Consider the following 14,625-nt stretch of genomic DNA (forward strand, 5'->3'; position numbering starts at 1 on the left):
GTTATATGCGGAAAAAGAAAAAGCGTTTCTCTAATATAATAAGGAAGGGATGTGAAAACGGAATCTGAAGGGATGTATGAATCTGATGGAGCCGGAATTTATATGTTTAGGGAATGCCTTCACAGAATCACCGGTGTTTCAAGCAGGTATATGCACCGCTTTTGCCATGGTGCTCGTTATCGGACTGTCTATGCCTGCTGTCAGGCTGTTTCAGGCGCTTGACAGAGGGAGAGGAAGGCCAGCCGTTATTGAAAAGGTGAGACGTACTGGCGTGATGAAGAATGGCAGGCACGAGCTTGTACTTATTTTAAACGTAAAAAACCAAGACGGAACGCATGATAAACGTGAACTGACACACGCCGTATATAATGAAGAGATCAGCTGTTTTTATGAAGGAGCTTCCGTATGGGTGACGGCAGCGGCTGGCGGACGAATTATGATCGCTCCGCGCACGCCGCGGCATAAGGCGTCAAAATAAAAAGACGGGGCGGTTTCCCGTCTTTATGTGTTAATGCCGATCGATCCATATCCGTCCGCCTTCTGAGCCGGCTTCTACCCTGCATGTTCCTCCGATCGGGAATGTCATCAAAGGGGAGGTATGGCCGAAATCAGCATTTGCGATAACAGGCATGGATGACAGTTCTTCTTTTGTACGGATGACGGCACGCAGAGCCTCCTCAGACACATTTGAAGCATGCTGGAAACGTCCGATGACAATTCCCTTCACGGCTGAAAAAGCGGGAAGATGGATGAGTGACTGCAAATCCCGGTCAAACATATGAATGTCCGACATATGATCATCTTCTATAAACAGAATCACTTGTTCCATCTCCGGAAAGTATTCCGTGCCCTGCAGAAGATTCAGCGTGCATTGATTTCCTCCGATCAGTGTTCCTTCCGCATATCCGGGTTGAATAACGAGCGGTCCCGGATTCCGATAAAAACGTCTGTCCTCCTGGTTCAAATACCATTTATCATCACTCCACTCGGATGAAGGTTTTACCTCATACGGGTTGTCAGAAGCACAGCAGGCCAAGAAAGAGTCAATCGTATAGTCCAGCCCTTTTTTCATGGCAAATGAAGAAAAATGGGGACCGGAATATGTAATAAGGCCGGTTTTTTGATATATGGCATGGCCGAGAGCGGTAATATCTGAATAGCCGCAAAGGATTTTCGGATGCCGCTTGATGTTTTCATAATCAAGATAGCGGAGCAGCTGATTTGATTGGAACCCGCCGAGTGTCGTCAAAATCGCTTTGATGTCAGGATCAGCGAAAGCTTCGTGCAGATCCCGTACACGCGATTCAATCGATGATGAATGAAATTCATTTATTTCTTTTGCATTCTCTGAAAAAGAGACACAAAAGCCCAGCTCCTCCAATTTTGTCTTCGCGGCATTTATATTTTCATCTGACATGGCGGACATGCTTGTGGCCGGAGACACAATACGAATGCCGTCGCCTTTTTTCAATTTTTCCGGATACAAAAAAAACCCTCCTTAAATGGTTTAAAATATTACACCATATTAACGAGGGTTTATCTATCATTTTTTACAGGTCGACCCATTTAATGCCGCCTGATTGCGTATCATTGTCAATCCAGACATCAAATTGATGTTTTTCATAAAAATGAACGAGCCGGTCGACATGATCCCAATCACGCTTAGCGATGTCGCCCGTCACTTTCGGGATATTCTGCTCTCTGGCGATATGTTTTAAAAATTTCATGCAGATCGAGCCGTAGCCGTGGTTCGGCGGCCCTTTAATGTCCCCGATATGAATGGCATTATCATAATAAGAGGCGATCAGTGAAAAACAGCCTCTTCCCCGGTAGGCTGATTCACAATCAGTCAGCATAATCTTACATGTTTGGCCATCATCAATCGAGGAAACAATGATCCAATCGTCATTGTTCGATTGATCAATACCAAGCACTCGCGCGTCTTTTGATACATCTATCAGATTTTCCCGCATTCTGAAAATCTGAAATTCAAGTTTATGAAGCTCTTTTTCCAGCTCTTTCTGATCTCTTTCTTCTGCAGTAAACAAAATCATACTCCTTTCACAGCGTAAAAGTCTTAGTCAAACACAAGTATCCATTGTAGTAAATGATGTCTTGGTTTGTAAATGGGTTTTGCAAAAACTTTTTTAGAAAAGTCTGCCGTTTATATGTGGATTGACGTTTTTAAGGCGGTGCGGATAGGGAAAGGAACAGTGAGCAGCGGAAAAAGGAGGAATCTATAATGGCAATTGACTCACTCATCGGCAAATTGAAGTACGTAATGACGGAATCTCCTGATAAAATGCTTTCCTTATATGTAAATACGGATATGAGAAATCCGGATCAGCAGGGGGGAGAGTGGAAAATCGCCTTGAAAACCGGTTTTCGGAGATTAAAAGAGTATCTGTCTGTAAGTGATCCGGAAGAAGAAAAATCTCTCGTCCGCATCATGGAACGCGTCTATCAATATATCGATGGGCTTGGTAAAGAGATGCCGCGAAGTCTCGTATTTTTTGCATCGGGAGAAGGCGGCATCTGGGAGACGATTGAATTGCAGGTGCCTGTCGAAACACGATTTTATTGGGAAGAAACGGCTGTCCTTGATCAATTAGAACTTCTCCGTGAACAATTTCCGAGCACGGCTTTTATTCTCACCCAGCAGAATGAAGTGAAGATCATAGAAACCGTACTCGGAAAAATTGAAGAGGTGGAGCATTATCAATACGACGTCATCAATGAATCGTGGAAACCGCAGGATGTAAGCGGAAGCTCCGCATCGATGGACGAAGATGCGGCCAAAGCCCATGTCGAAGAAAACCAAAACAGGCTGTATAAACGATTGGCTTCAAACCTTGATCAAAAGGCCGCTTCACACCAATGGGAGCGTCTCGTAATCGCAGGGGACAAAGAAACAGCTGATATTCTCGATCAGCATATGAATAAACCGATAGATCGGATCATTCCAAAAAATCTGTTGAATGAAAATGAACATAAGGTGATAGAAGAACTGTTGAAGGAAGCATAATATGACGAAAGGCCGGGTCTCAAACGCCCGGTCTTTTTAGGGCTTAAGTTTGTCTAATTTCTGACGAAGCGGACGAAACCGTTGACATCAAAGCTGAATTCTCATACCATTTGGATAGTCAGTAAAATTGAGAGAGGTCATAAGATGAATCAGACAGAAAACAAACCTAAAAGTTATACCGGTATCGTGCTGACATTGACCGTTTTGATCAACGGGTTAATTGCGGTGCTGTTTTTTATGCCGAAATCGGGACAGGTCAGCATTGCCAATATTCATATTCTGCCGATGTTAAATGCCATTTTTAACAGCTTTACTTTTATCTTTTTGCTGGCAGCGCTCTTTATGATCAAGCAAAAAAATATTCAAGCGCATAAACGCTTTATTTTGGCGGCGTTTACGACGACTCTGCTGTTTTTGATCTGCTATGTCGTGTACCACTCGATAGCTGAGAATACTTTATTCGGCGGCCACGGCATCATTCGGGGGATTTATTTCTTTATTTTAATTACGCACATCTGTCTTTCCGCCGTTATCGTGCCGCTTGCGCTGTTTACGCTGATCAGAGGATTCAGCATGCAGGTGGAGCGCCACAAAAAAATCGCGAGATGGACGATGCCGCTCTGGCTGTATGTCAGTCTGACGGGTGTCATTGTATACTTAATGATTTCACCGTATTATTAAAAAAAGCCGTGCTCTGCGCGGCTTTTTTCTATTGATGGAAAAAGGCGCCTCATCAGGGCGCCTTTTACTCTTCAAGCGTTTCAAGTGTTGTTACATTTAAGGATTGTTCAACGGTTTTTGTTTTTGCTTTTACTTTTTCTGCGTACGTGTAATCACCATAGCAGTAGGGATAACGGAAATTGTCTTTGTTCCCTCCGCAAGTGTAAAGTTTCGGATTCTTTTTGACCTGCTGCTCGGAGTATTGTTTTGCCAGTTCCTCAGTATGCGATCCTCCATGTTCAGCCACAAAATCAATATAGCCGGCTCCCATGTTGTAGCTTTGTATAATCGTATCCAAGTCTACGCCTTTTTTCTTGCCTGTTTGGTACATGAGAGTGAATTGTTTGATTCCCTGTTTGATACTGGTTTGAGGGTTTTTAATCTCATTTCGCTTTAAACCCAGAGATTCTGAAGACTGCATGGGATCATTTCCTCTTCCTTTTGACTCCTGATATATCATGCCGAGTACAAGCGATGTATATTTGGTGAGTCCTTTTTCATCCAGCTCGTCTTCAACAAGCGGTTTGTAATCTGTCAGCCGTTCAAGCACGATCGGTTTGACATCAAACGGAAGACTTTTGAGCCATTCATTATTTGAAAATAACAGAATGAGGAAGAAGGAAACCATGACAAAAACACATATCATCATAAGACCCGCGGCAGCGAAACAGCCTTTTTTCTTTTTCTCCACTGTGTTTCACCCTCAATTTCAGGAGCATTATGACTTTTTCATTATGACACAGATGAATGCGCGAAACCAAGCGGAAACCCGTATTTGAAACATAAATTTAAAATAACGGTTCTTTTGTCAGGCGCAGGATGTATCTGCATCAATTGACATTTGGTATAATTGGGCTACTTGAGAAAAGAAGGGTGAGGTATATGACTGAATTTCACGAATCCGGAAACACGAATGACCCCGCTGTCGATTTAGATGAGGAAACTTTATTTTTGGTTGCCCAGACTTTTAAGGCGCTGTCTGATCCGACCAGAATCAGAATTCTCCATTTGCTGTCACAGGGTGAACATGCGGTAAATGATATCGCAGAAAAGCTGAATTTGCTGCAGTCTACCGTTTCTCATCAGCTGCGTTTTCTTAAAAATCTGCGCCTCGTCAAATCACGCAGAGAAGGAACATCCATCTATTATTCTCCTGAGGATGAACATGTGTTAGATGTGCTTCAGCAAATGATTCACCATACGCGGCACGATTAAAAAACATCCCTGCTTTTTAGACAGGGATGTCAGCCGTACTGACTGTTATTGGTTTGGTCTCTGCTCGTTTTTAAAACATAAAAAGAGAAGCCGCTGTAATAAACTGCGATGAAATAAAAGATACTGATGGTCAGCGGATCGGCGCCGACCGTTTGGCTGTATGCCTCCGGATGGGTAAAGTCCGCTGTGACCCGGTAAATTTCAATAACGCGATAAACAAATCTCGATAGGAATAACGTTAATAGAATAAGTTCAATCCACAGGTGAGTGCGAAAATACATTTTTCCGCGGCGTTCTTCAAAAGAAATGTTCCGTTTAGCAAACAGGACCAGGAGCCAGCCGCAAAAAGTGCCGAATATAAGATGGCCGTATAAAGCCGGGTGTGTGATGCTGAAAAACGCCAGAGCTGCGGCCAGCAATGAAAACAAAATCATTCTTGTATAAAGCCAGCGGGGTTTCAAAGGCTGAAAGCCGACGGACCGTTTCACCTTTTTATACAGAAAAAAGGCAATCATTAAGACAGGGCAGATGCTTTGAAGTGTGATATGCATGGTGTGGAACTCCCCCTCCGTTGAGTAGTGTATGCTTATCCGGCTGGTTTTAGTAGTCTGATTTATTCGCAGGCTGAAAGCATCTTTTATCACATTATGCACGTTTCTTTTTTTGGCATAAGAGAATCGCCCGCGCCTTTCTCAGGATTTAAACAGAAAACGCTTGAAAAACTAACGGTATTAGTTATAATAAAACTAATGATATTAGTTTTAGGGGGATGTTGATGAGAATCTTACAATACGGAAGGGTTTGGCAGCTGACTTTTTTTCCAGCGCTTTTCCCGGTGAATTGTTATTTGGTTGAAGAAGAAGAAGGAGTAACCCTGATTGACGCCGGACTGCCTAACAGTCATAAAGGAATCAAACAAGCATTGCGGCAGGTTGGGAAGCCGCTGAATGACATATTACTCACCCACGCGCACGGGGATCACATCGGTTCGCTTGACTCATTAGCTGCGGATTTTCCGGATGCTTCCGTCTGTATTTCTGAGCGGGATTCTTTCTTGCTGAAAGGTGACACTTCATTATTTGAGCATGAAGCACAAACGCCGATAAAGGGGGGAGTGCCGAAAAATGTTCAGACTGAACCTGATCGCCTGCTGAAAGGCGGCGAGCGGATCGGATCTTTACTTGTCATTCCCGCTCCCGGTCATACGCCGGGAAGCCTCGCTTTTAAAGATATGAGAAATGATATGCTGATCGTCGGAGATGCCTTTCAAGTACGGGGCGGCCTTGCTGTTTCAGGGAAGCTGAAATGGAAATTTCCGTTTCCGGCTTTTGCTACGTGGAATAAAGAAGAAGCTGTAAAAACAGCAAGAACGCTTATCGCTCAACAACCAAGCAGTCTGGCCGCCGGACATGGAAATGTTCTCTGCAATCCCGTTGAAATGATGGCTGAGGCTGTTGAGGAAGCCGAACGAAGCCTGCCGGGAGGCCGATCATAATGTCACCGAGAGTCGGGATGAGCCTTGACATGATATTGAGAGCCGCAGCAGGTATCGCTGACGATAAAGGGCTGAACGAAGTGACGCTTGCGGCCGTTGCAAAGTCCTTAAACGTAAAACCGCCTTCCCTTTACAATTTTGTCAATGGCCTTCAAGGAATTAAAACAGAGCTGGCTGTCTCCGGTTTAACTATGTTATATGAAAAAATGGCGGCCTCTTCAGAAGGACTGACGGGTGAAACTGCTCTGCTCAGTCTTGCCGATGCCTATATCAATTTCGCCGAAGCCAATCCCGGATTATATGACGCAACATTTCAAAAGATAAAAGACGGCCGGATTGAGAATCTGTCAAGCCTGCTTGTAGAGCTTGTTGTCAAGCAGCTGACAGCTAACGGTTATGCACAGTCTGACACTGCGATTCATGCTGCGAGAGGACTGAGGAGCCTTCTTCACGGATTTGCCGTGTTGAGAAAACAGAGTGCATTTGAATTAACCGAATCAATTAAAGAAAGCCGGAAGTTTGCAGTTGTTGCTTTCCTAAGAGGTTTACAGATGAGGGAACAATAATATTATTATGTAAACTAAATAAAAAAACGCATCATGTAAAAGGAGGGACAAATGGATTCATTACAACATATCATCTGTGAGCGGCGCACCTATTCACATATTTTTGATTCTCATGCACACACATACTGCCAAATGCTCTTTCCGCTCGAAGGACAGCTGGACTTGGAGACAGAAAGACGTGAAATCAGATTAAAACCTGATCAAATGCTGTATATTCCGCCCGGGCATGAACATCGGTTCCGTTCTTTGGAGCGAAACGAATGTCTCGTTCTCGACATACCGGCATATTTTTTCAAAGGTTCATTTGACCCCGGCGTTCTGAATAAGCTTGATCCTTTTTGGACATCGATTCGGTTTTTGCTGACAGAAGAGACAAAGCAGCAGTCGGCTCATTCATTGAGTCTGCTTGCAGAATATATTGCTGAAAAGATACAAGAAAACCGTACGAATGATTCAATTGCGTATATCCGCCGAAATCTCTCAAAGACTTTTTCAATTAAAGAGCTTGCCGCAATGGAACATTACCACCCGACGTATTATTCCGACTGGTTTAAAAAGCAGACGGGGAAAAGCCCGCAAGCTTATATTGCTGAGCTCCGTATGAAGAAAGCGGAACAAATGCTTATTGAAACAAAATGCCGGCTGACAGACATCAGTCAGGAGGTCGGCTTTCAAAATTTGTCTTCCTTTACCAGATGGTTTGTCAGACATAAGGGAATAACGCCGCGCGTCTTCCGAAACACCTTTCAATCTGATAAATAATCCTGAAAATCGGTTAAATAAACTGCGTCTTTTTTTGATATCATGATTGTAAAAAAGGAGTTTTTGATATGGCAGTCATCGAAGATTTTATCAAGCTCGATCTCAGAATAGGAACGATCGTAAAAGCGGAAGTATTCCCGGAAGCAAAGGTGCCGGCCATTAAGATGACAATAGATTTCGGCGAAGAGATCGGCATGAAACAATCAAGCGCCCAGATTACAAAACGGTACGAACCGGATGATCTGACGGGCAGGCAGGTTACCGCTATTGTCAACTTTCCGCCGCGGCGGATCGCCGGATTTAAGTCAGAAGTTCTCGTTCTCGGCGGCATCCCGGAAAAAGGAGACGTTGTCCTGCTTACGCCAGAGCAGACAGTACCGAACGGAACGAAAATCGGATAATAAAAAAAGACGTTTGCAGAAGCAAACGTCTTTTGCGTATTGAGGCGATACACCACACGCCACATTCGTGTGTGCCGCAAGGGCATGTGCATCGGCTTACACAATTCAGCTCATCGCTATATGAATATAGCATGCCGGGTGTGGAAATGCAAGAGATTTTTTAATATATGTTATATCTAGCTTTGTTTTACCGATCCCCGATTCCTTCGTGTAAGGTTTCGTTTGAAATTTTATGATCTTGAATAAAGCAGTTCGAGAAATGCAAGAGGGAATTTGAGCAAATTGTGACCCGAATTGTGACCTGAGTGTGATCCCAAATCTATTATTATGAGCTGTCAAAAACGTTGTTATATCAATCAAAACGTACTGAAAATAAAGTGAATACAAGGTGTAAGTGTGACCTGGAATTAAAATCCGGGTCTTTTTGTGTAAAAAATGCATGCGTAGAGGCCATATAGGCATTAAATGTTATTACTGATGTCTTCATTTATCTTTTTGCTAAGTTTCTGAACCTTCTCTTTAACATTTGAAACAGCTCTTTTTTGAAATTCATCAAAGTTCTCCTGAATATAGTCCATGACACTTCTTATTAGAACTTCACTTTCAAAATTGAATATCTCATTTATTTCTGACTGTTCTTCATCTGTCAGGTGATGGTATTGAAGTTGTTTAGCATTTACTTCAGCAGCTACATCAATCCTAACTTAGTTGTTCTGGCTGTACAATTTCATATTCACCTTCTGCATACTCTTGCTCCGCATAATGGCCTCCCCATTGACAGAGCTCCTGCAAGATAGGTTTAAGAGATTCTCCAAGTTCAGTGGATGAATATTCAACCTTCGGCGGTACTTGATTATACATCTTTCTGCTCACAAGTCCACTGGCTTCAAGCTCTCTAAGTGTTTGAATCAGCATTTTCTGAGTTATATTTGGGATAATGCGTTTTAATTCACTCGTTCTCTTTGGTCCATTCATTAAAAAGTATAATACAAGGCCTTTCCATTTTCCGCCAATAACTTCCTTTGTCACTTCAAACCCACAGCTAAATTTTTTCATGTCTAAAGCTCTCCATTCCACATTTATTACTTTTTAGTTACTATATCACAAAAAAGTGGGTACTTCCGATAATGTGCTTACTGAAGGATACTATATCTTGTAAGTTGTTCTTCAAGTACTTAAAGGTACTAGACATAAAATAATATTCATTCTAAAGGAGTGTTAAGTATGGGTAAATTTGAAGGTAAAATAGCGCTTGTAACGGGTGGAACAAGTGGGATTGGTCTTGCTACAGCACAAAAATTTGTAAACGAAGGTGCATATGTTTATATCACGGGACGTAGACAAAACGAACTTGATAAAGCTGTTAACCAAATTGGCAAGAACGTAACCGGTGTTCAAGGTGATATTTCTAAGCTTGAAGACTTAGACAAACTATATGACATGATAAAGCAGGAAAAAGGTAAGTTGGACATTCTTTTTGCTAATGCGGGCACCGGCAGCTTCCTTCCATTAGGTGAAATTACTGAAGAGCAGGTTGATAGAACGTTCGGCATTAACGTTAAAGGAACCATCTTTACTGTTCAAAAAGCGTTATCACTATTCCCGGACAAAGTAGGTTCTATTATTGTAACGGGCTCTACTGCTGGATCAATTGGCAACCCAGCGTTTAGTGTATATGGAGCATCTAAAGCAGCATTAAGAGCACTAGTTCGCAACTGGATTCTTGACCTAAAAGATACTGAAATCCGTGTAAATGTGGTTAGTCCAGGAGCTATTCTTACACCTGCCTACGATGAGCTTTTTGGTGATGCACTTGAAGAAGTAATGGAAAATAGCAGAAATACTGTTCCAGCTGGAAAAGTTGGGACACCTGAAGAAGTAGCAAACGCTGTATCTTTCCTTGCTTCAGACGAAAGCAGTTACTTGACGGGTGTTGAATTGTTCGTAGATGGCGGGCTAGCACAGGTATAATTTCACTGCGCAGAGATTACAAATCGTCCCCCAAAAAAGGTTAATGGGGATTTACTTGAAGAAGCCGTATAAAAAAGTCGTTTTCCTTAAAGGACAGGGAATTCGACTTTTTTATGTTTGAATTTGATTAACGTTGTAAATTCGCATTTTCCTGGGGCTGCCACTAAATGACCTGTAAAAAAGATTACTTTGTGAATAAATGTACTTAAAGTAACGGGAAGGAGAATGTCCAGTTGTTATTTGGAGTGAATTCGGTGGCTATAAAGAACTTAATTCTGCCCATTTTATAAAGTTCTTTTATGAAAGACTTCATGAGATGAAAGAAAACTGGGAAGAAGATAAAGACTGGGACGATTAATAAAAGAAAGCTCTCTTTTAGAGAGCTTTTTTCAGATTTTCAATTTTTAACAGGCTTTATAATGAGCAAACAGGCATTACTCAAAATACTCGCCGCGCCTATCCAAAGCAGCCATTGTGTTGCGGTCAGCCATGAGGCAGTTAGGATAAAGAGTCCAATGGCAATTGATATATAATTGCCGGCTCGGTCCAGTTTACGGTTGCAATGAATTTTATATTTAGTATGAGAAATAAATTGATCAATTTTATCTTTCAGCTCATAGCATTTTTCCTTCATCTTATCCTCTGTTTCTTTTACTTTTCGATAAAGCATATTATTCATCGTCTGCACTCCCATTTCGCCGTTTTGAAAATTCAGCCATGATTTTTTCTTCATAGTCATCTGAGATGAATCGTGCCTGGTCTTCAACTTTCAAATGTGCTTTTTCTTCAAAACCATCCTGTTCTTCACCATCAAAACGATAAAGTTTTTGCAATAGCCTCCAGAATGTTTCAACTTCTTCAGTTGTGAACTCATAAAACATATCCGCTAAAAAATAGGTGGATCTTTCTGAACAGGAAATTAACGCTTTTTTTCCTTCAGGGGTAATCTCAATATTGATTGCACGTTTATCCAGTTTGCTTGGCACAGTGTGAACATATCCTTTTTTCGCGAGGCTTGAAATTAATTTGTTAGCGGTTTGTTTTGTTGTGCCCAGCTTTTTAGCGATATTCATAAGTGTGGTATCTTCCGTCGGTAAATGGGCAATAGCAATAAGAGTCATGTGCTGTCGGGAAGTCAACATTTCTAAGTATTCGTCCCCCCGAGTCTGCACCTTATTGACAACCGAAAATAATGATGCGTAACTTTGTTGCATAAAATGCAGTTCCTTCATTAGTAATTTAATATCCATAAGTTATCTCCCATCCGAATTGTCACCATGTTGACAATTACAATATACATCGCAAAGGGAAATAAGTCAACATAGTGACTAATAGGGACGGGTACGGCTGTTTTCAAAAATGTCACAGGCAGTCGGAGTGTTTACAAAAGGGGAAATAAGTATAATAAATGCGAAAAGGGCTTTAATTCAAAGTGAGAAGGTGTTTGACATGCAGAAAGTGAACTGGTCAGAACGGTATGAATGGTTCAATAAACAAGATGAAAAAGACGGGCGTTTAATGGCGCTCCTTCGTCATGAGCTTACATATGAGGAAGTCATACGGTTATATAAGAAAGGGTTTTATTTGAAATCTAAAGAAGGGGATGTTTCGTTACGTAAGAACGATATCTGTCGTATGTTTGGGGTTGAAGAGAGGCAGGGCGGCAAATCTTAATGAACGGGAAGAGAAAAAACTCTTCCCGCTTTTCATAGCAGCTGTTATTCTTTTTCCAGCATGGAAGTCAGCCATTCTCTTAATGCCGTCTTCTGCACATACCGCTTTCCGTTTCTCGTGATATGCGGAATGTCAGAGGTGTCAGGCACGATTTGTTTCGCTTCTTCCTTGGTTACTCCTAAATAATAACCAATATAATAGTGTAAATCTTTTTCTTTAATGAGAATGTGGTCAGTGTGTTCATGAGGATCAGGTGATTTAAAGTTTTTCAATCCGTCTCCTATGAAATATCCGGCTAAAGCGATTCCGATGCCGGTAATATATCCAAACCTCCAATAAACGTTAACATTTTTTATACGGTGAAGCCGGCCGAAGGATTCAGCCTTCAGCAAAACCGCCGGGCGTTTATTGCGGACGGTTTTGATTGCTGAGCTTTTCCACCTGCACCTTTCCGGAGAAGAAAACAGCGCCTCCGCCCATATCCGCCAGCCGATCGGGCGTGAGCGAATTGACGAGCTGTTTTTTATCATCCATATCGGCCCAAAGACCTTGGCTCACCGCAACGCCGGGAAGCACCTGTTCACCGACCGAAACTGTCAATTCGCACTCTCCGCGGTGATTCCAAACTCTAACGGCTTCCCCGTCTTCTATGTTCCGGCGTACAGCATCCTCTGTATGAATAAAAAGCTTTGGCGCTTTTTCTAATTTTACGTGTTTTTTATTATTTGAAAATGTTGAATTTAAAAAATTATGATTCGGTCCCGGGACAAATAAAAGCGGAAAATCGTCATCGCTCTCAAGAGGGATGTGTGTCGGCAGCGCCGGATAACCGTCCTGTTTCATCTTTTCCGAATATAATTCAATTCTTCCGCTAGGTGTCTTGAGTTTTCCCGGAAAAAGCGGTTTTTTCCGTTTGGCTTTCATGAAGGAATGGCGTGAGAGCGCTTCGTAATCAATATCCTCGATATACGGATTGTCGGGAAAGTCCAGCGCCTGTCTGATCAATTCTTCATCGGAATCCTGAAGCTCCTGCTCGGTAAATCCCATTGCTCCGGCAAGCAGACGGAACACTTCCGTATTCGATTTGCTGTCCCCGTAGGGTTCGATCACCGGTTTTTGCAGCTGAATAAAATGATGCCAGTAAGACGTGTAAAAATCCGTGTTTTCAAAAGCGGATGAAGCAGGGAGCACGATATCCGCATATTTGGCGGTTTCCGTTAAAAACAGATCGTGAACGACTGTAAATAAATCCTCCCGCAGCAGGCCTTTTCTGACTTTATTCGCTTCCGGCGCAACCACTGCGGGATTCGTACCGTAAATAAACAGGGAGCGCACGGGCGGTTTTGTTTCTAAAAGAACGCTTCCGAGCCTGTTCATATTAAATGATCGCGGCTTCCGTCCGTAAAGCAGATCAGGCCGCTGGAGCGCTTGTCTGTTATAGTTTAATACCGCGCTGTTGTGCTTGATTGCGCCTCCTCCGGTGTTGAGCCACTGTCCTGTAACAGCCGGAAGGCAGGAGACGGTGCGGACGATCATTCCGCCATTGTCATGGTGCTGAATGCCGTTTCCGATCCTGATAAGGGAAGGGGAGGTTTCCCCGTACATTCTCGCAAGGCGTCTGATATCGTCGGCTTTAACGCCTGTAATAGCAGAAACTGTTTCCGGATCATAGTGTTTAACATGCGCTTTTAATTCTTCACTGCCTTCGGTGTATTCTGTGAGAAATGCTTCATCGTGAAGGTTTTCGTCGAATAAGACATGCATGATACCAAGGGCGAGTGCGGCATCTGTGCCGGGGCGAATGGGAATAAACCAATCGGCAAGCCGGCCGGTTTGGTTCTTATGTACATCGATAACGACAATCTTAGCCCCTTTTTTCCGGGCTTTTTGAGCAATCATGATTTGGTGCATATTCGTGCTGACGGCATTAATTCCCCAAAAAATAAAAAGCTTAGCATGTATGGTCTCCTCCGGATCAGTACCCGCTCCTTCACCCATTGTATAGTTATAGCCTTCAGATCCGGCTTTGCTGCAGATCGTCCGTTCGAGATGACTCGCTCCGAGACGATGGAAAAAACGGCGGTCCATTCCCTCTGCCGCCAGTTTTCCCATATTGCCGTAAAAGCTGTACGGAAGAATGCTTTCCGCTCCTTCTTCGGCAATAAGCTCTTTCCAGCGCGAACTGATCGTATTGATTGCTTCCTCCCAGGAAATAGGCGCAAACGCGGCTTCACCTTTTTTACCGATCCGTTTTAACGGAACGGTTACGCGCTTCTCATCATAAATACGCTCAGCCATGTGTCTGACTTTGTTGCAAATATTCCCTGATGTGACCGGGTGATCGGGGTCTCCCTGAATGTTAACGATTTTTCCGTCTTTTTTTGTCACAAGCAAGCCGCATTGATCGGGACAGTCTAGTGAGCACACCGACTTAAAGACCCCGTTCGGCTGTGTTGCAGCAGAATTCATAGCCCATTTCTCCTCTTTGTTTATATTGTAAGCATTATAACATTTCAAAATCGAACGTCAATTCAGAAAAAAGTGTTGACATCACGGAAAGACTTTTCTATGATGAGTTTATTCTTTTAAACAACCTGACAATTTTATCATTTTATTTTCTATCCAGAGAGGTGGAGGGACTGGCCCTATGAAACCTCGGCAACATTTATTGTGCCAATTCCAGCAAGCGTATGCTTGAAAGATAGGAAAGAATGGTCTATACATATTTGTGCGCTTCAAGCGTATAAAGACGGTATATGAATCTCTTTCCTTCTTTGAGGAAAGAGATTTTTTTAT

At 42.8% G+C, this 14,625-nt stretch carries 19 protein-coding genes and 1 riboswitch; of the genes, 10 read left to right on the forward strand and 9 right to left on the reverse strand.

Annotated elements, in window-relative coordinates; translation table 11 throughout:
• The first annotated feature begins 85 nt into the window (after positions 1 to 85).
• Entirely contained in the window at positions 86 to 478 is a 393-nt protein-coding gene (locus tag G9F48_RS14610; protein WP_165409678.1) for a hypothetical protein, read from the forward strand.
• Between the two features lie 30 nt (positions 479 to 508).
• On the opposite strand, the gene G9F48_RS14615 is transcribed toward G9F48_RS14610, so the two are convergent.
• Positions 509 to 1,486 carry a S66 family peptidase gene (locus tag G9F48_RS14615; protein ID WP_165409679.1) on the reverse strand — a complete coding sequence of 326 codons (978 nt, stop codon included), beginning with the start codon at positions 1,484 to 1,486 and terminating at the stop codon, positions 509 to 511.
• 64 nt (positions 1,487 to 1,550) lie between these two features.
• Positions 1,551 to 2,054, reverse strand: coding sequence for an N-acetyltransferase (locus tag G9F48_RS14620; RefSeq protein ID WP_014305189.1), 504 nt, complete (start codon positions 2,052 to 2,054; stop codon positions 1,551 to 1,553).
• 188 nt (positions 2,055 to 2,242) lie between these two features.
• Here G9F48_RS14620 and G9F48_RS14625 point away from each other — a divergent pair, with 188 nt between their 5' ends.
• Both G9F48_RS14625 and G9F48_RS14630 read left to right on the forward strand, forming a co-directional pair.
• A complete protein-coding gene (locus G9F48_RS14625; RefSeq protein ID WP_165409680.1) occupies positions 2,243 to 3,025 on the forward strand; it encodes a VLRF1 family aeRF1-type release factor in 783 nt (260 codons plus the stop codon).
• Positions 3,026 to 3,169: 144 nt separating this feature from the next.
• Entirely contained in the window at positions 3,170 to 3,706 is a 537-nt protein-coding gene (locus G9F48_RS14630; RefSeq protein WP_003153801.1) for a DUF420 domain-containing protein, read from the forward strand.
• A 64-nt stretch (positions 3,707 to 3,770) separates the two neighbouring features.
• Here the strand turns inward: G9F48_RS14630 and G9F48_RS14635 are convergent, their stop codons facing one another.
• Positions 3,771 to 4,436: a lysozyme family protein gene (locus tag G9F48_RS14635; RefSeq protein ID WP_003153802.1), complete on the reverse strand. Its 666-nt coding sequence runs from the start codon at positions 4,434 to 4,436 to the stop codon at positions 3,771 to 3,773.
• A 191-nt stretch (positions 4,437 to 4,627) separates the two neighbouring features.
• Here G9F48_RS14635 and czrA point away from each other — a divergent pair, with 191 nt between their 5' ends.
• The gene (czrA, locus tag G9F48_RS14640) at positions 4,628 to 4,960 is read left to right on the forward strand and encodes a Zn(II)-responsive metalloregulatory transcriptional repressor CzrA (protein WP_007407993.1); all 333 of its coding nucleotides are present in this window, start codon (positions 4,628 to 4,630) and stop codon (positions 4,958 to 4,960) included.
• A gap of 29 nt (positions 4,961 to 4,989) precedes the next feature.
• On the opposite strand, the gene G9F48_RS14645 is transcribed toward czrA, so the two are convergent.
• Positions 4,990 to 5,511 carry a hypothetical protein gene (locus tag G9F48_RS14645; protein ID WP_007407994.1) on the reverse strand — a complete coding sequence of 174 codons (522 nt, stop codon included), beginning with the start codon at positions 5,509 to 5,511 and terminating at the stop codon, positions 4,990 to 4,992.
• A 224-nt stretch (positions 5,512 to 5,735) separates the two neighbouring features.
• Between G9F48_RS14645 and G9F48_RS14650 the strand changes: the two genes are divergently transcribed.
• The 4 genes from G9F48_RS14650 to csaA all read left to right on the forward strand — a co-directional run bounded on the left by G9F48_RS14650 (position 5,736) and on the right by csaA (position 8,184).
• Positions 5,736 to 6,455, forward strand: coding sequence for an MBL fold metallo-hydrolase (locus G9F48_RS14650; RefSeq protein WP_165409681.1), 720 nt, complete (start codon positions 5,736 to 5,738; stop codon positions 6,453 to 6,455).
• The gene (locus G9F48_RS14655; protein ID WP_165409682.1) at positions 6,455 to 7,021 is read left to right on the forward strand and encodes a TetR/AcrR family transcriptional regulator; all 567 of its coding nucleotides are present in this window, start codon (positions 6,455 to 6,457) and stop codon (positions 7,019 to 7,021) included. Before G9F48_RS14650 ends, G9F48_RS14655 begins: the two co-directional genes overlap by 1 nt.
• A gap of 51 nt (positions 7,022 to 7,072) precedes the next feature.
• On the forward strand, positions 7,073 to 7,783 hold the full coding sequence (locus G9F48_RS14660; protein WP_165409683.1) for an AraC family transcriptional regulator: 711 nt from the start codon (positions 7,073 to 7,075) through the stop codon (positions 7,781 to 7,783).
• Between the two features lie 68 nt (positions 7,784 to 7,851).
• Positions 7,852 to 8,184, forward strand: a complete 333-nt coding sequence (gene csaA / locus G9F48_RS14665; protein ID WP_025852277.1) for a chaperone CsaA — start codon at positions 7,852 to 7,854, stop codon at positions 8,182 to 8,184.
• A gap of 699 nt (positions 8,185 to 8,883) precedes the next feature.
• Here csaA and G9F48_RS14670 read toward each other — a convergent pair.
• The gene (locus tag G9F48_RS14670; RefSeq protein ID WP_014417586.1) at positions 8,884 to 9,240 is read right to left on the reverse strand and encodes a winged helix-turn-helix transcriptional regulator; all 357 of its coding nucleotides are present in this window, start codon (positions 9,238 to 9,240) and stop codon (positions 8,884 to 8,886) included.
• Positions 9,241 to 9,408: 168 nt separating this feature from the next.
• Here G9F48_RS14670 and G9F48_RS14675 point away from each other — a divergent pair, with 168 nt between their 5' ends.
• Positions 9,409 to 10,155, forward strand: coding sequence for an SDR family NAD(P)-dependent oxidoreductase (locus G9F48_RS14675; RefSeq protein WP_077722443.1), 747 nt, complete (start codon positions 9,409 to 9,411; stop codon positions 10,153 to 10,155).
• Between the two features lie 397 nt (positions 10,156 to 10,552).
• Here the strand turns inward: G9F48_RS14675 and G9F48_RS14680 are convergent, their stop codons facing one another.
• Together G9F48_RS14680 and G9F48_RS14685 are read right to left on the reverse strand one after the other, a co-directional pair.
• Positions 10,553 to 10,834 (reverse strand): hypothetical protein, encoded by a 282-nt coding sequence (locus G9F48_RS14680; RefSeq protein WP_061581688.1) that lies wholly within the window; start codon positions 10,832 to 10,834, stop codon positions 10,553 to 10,555.
• Positions 10,827 to 11,405 carry a MarR family winged helix-turn-helix transcriptional regulator gene (locus G9F48_RS14685; RefSeq protein WP_165409684.1) on the reverse strand — a complete coding sequence of 193 codons (579 nt, stop codon included), beginning with the start codon at positions 11,403 to 11,405 and terminating at the stop codon, positions 10,827 to 10,829. Before G9F48_RS14685 ends, G9F48_RS14680 begins: the two co-directional genes overlap by 8 nt.
• Positions 11,406 to 11,604: 199 nt before the next feature.
• Here G9F48_RS14685 and G9F48_RS14690 point away from each other — a divergent pair, with 199 nt between their 5' ends.
• Positions 11,605 to 11,829 carry a hypothetical protein gene (locus G9F48_RS14690; protein WP_031379048.1) on the forward strand — a complete coding sequence of 75 codons (225 nt, stop codon included), beginning with the start codon at positions 11,605 to 11,607 and terminating at the stop codon, positions 11,827 to 11,829.
• Positions 11,830 to 11,873: 44 nt separating this feature from the next.
• Here the strand turns inward: G9F48_RS14690 and G9F48_RS14695 are convergent, their stop codons facing one another.
• Both G9F48_RS14695 and G9F48_RS14700 read right to left on the reverse strand, forming a co-directional pair.
• On the reverse strand, positions 11,874 to 12,101 hold the full coding sequence (locus G9F48_RS14695; protein WP_165409685.1) for a hypothetical protein: 228 nt from the start codon (positions 12,099 to 12,101) through the stop codon (positions 11,874 to 11,876).
• 133 nt (positions 12,102 to 12,234) lie between these two features.
• Entirely contained in the window at positions 12,235 to 14,298 is a 2,064-nt protein-coding gene (locus G9F48_RS14700; protein ID WP_165409686.1) for a molybdopterin oxidoreductase family protein, read from the reverse strand.
• A gap of 146 nt (positions 14,299 to 14,444) precedes the next feature.
• A riboswitch (SAM riboswitch) is annotated at positions 14,445 to 14,537 on the forward strand.
• Positions 14,538 to 14,625: the final 88 nt, after the last annotated feature.

It is taken from the genome of Bacillus sp. EKM420B (genome assembly GCF_011065565.1).
Classification (GTDB): domain Bacteria; phylum Bacillota; class Bacilli; order Bacillales; family Bacillaceae; genus Bacillus; species Bacillus velezensis.